The 631-nt window shown below is 31.9% G+C and carries 1 protein-coding gene; it reads left to right on the top strand.

The window, feature by feature from the left end; all coding sequences use genetic code 11:
• The coding region (locus tag N3D74_06640) for an acetyl-CoA C-acetyltransferase (GenBank protein ID MCX8095842.1) at window positions 1–631 on the top strand (631 nt) is incomplete at both ends.

Genomic DNA, 631 nt, shown 5'->3' with positions numbered 1-631 from the left:
GCTATATTTGGCGGTCTTCCTGTTTCTGTTGAAACGATGACTATCAATAAAGTTTGTGGTTCTGGATTAAAATCAGTTATGTTAGCTGAACAAGCTATTAAATGTAACGATGCTGAATTAATTATTGCTGGTGGAATGGAAAGTATGTCCAATGCGCCTTTCATATTAAAAGGAATTAGAGAAGGTATTAAGTTTGGTAATCAAACTTTATATGATACTATGCTTTATGATGGTTTAACTGATGTTTATTCTAATTTACACATGGGGAATTGCTCAGAACAAGTTGCAAAAGAAAAAAATATTAGTCGAGAGGAGCAAGATGCTTTTGCAATTGAAAGTTATAAACGAGCACTTAATGCTCAAGAAAAAGGTTTATTTAAAGATGAAATCTTACCCATTACAGTAAAAGATAAAATTATCGATGAAGATGAAGAGCCTAAAAAAGTAAAATTTGAAAAAATTCCTACATTAAAACCAGTTTTTGAGAAAGATGGAACAATTACAGCTGCTAATGCTTCAAAATTAAACGATGGTGCTGCTATTCTCTTAGTTGCTTCTCAAGAAGCTGTGAATAAATTTGGTCTCAAACCTCTGGTGAAAATTATTTCTCAATCAGCTTATGCTTTAGAAC

Source organism: Caldisericia bacterium (genome assembly GCA_026414995.1).
Taxonomy (GTDB): domain Bacteria; phylum Caldisericota; class Caldisericia; order B22-G15; family B22-G15; genus JAAYUH01.
The sequence above is the reverse complement of the archived record's forward strand: the minus strand, read 5'-3'. Positions and strand labels throughout refer to the sequence as shown.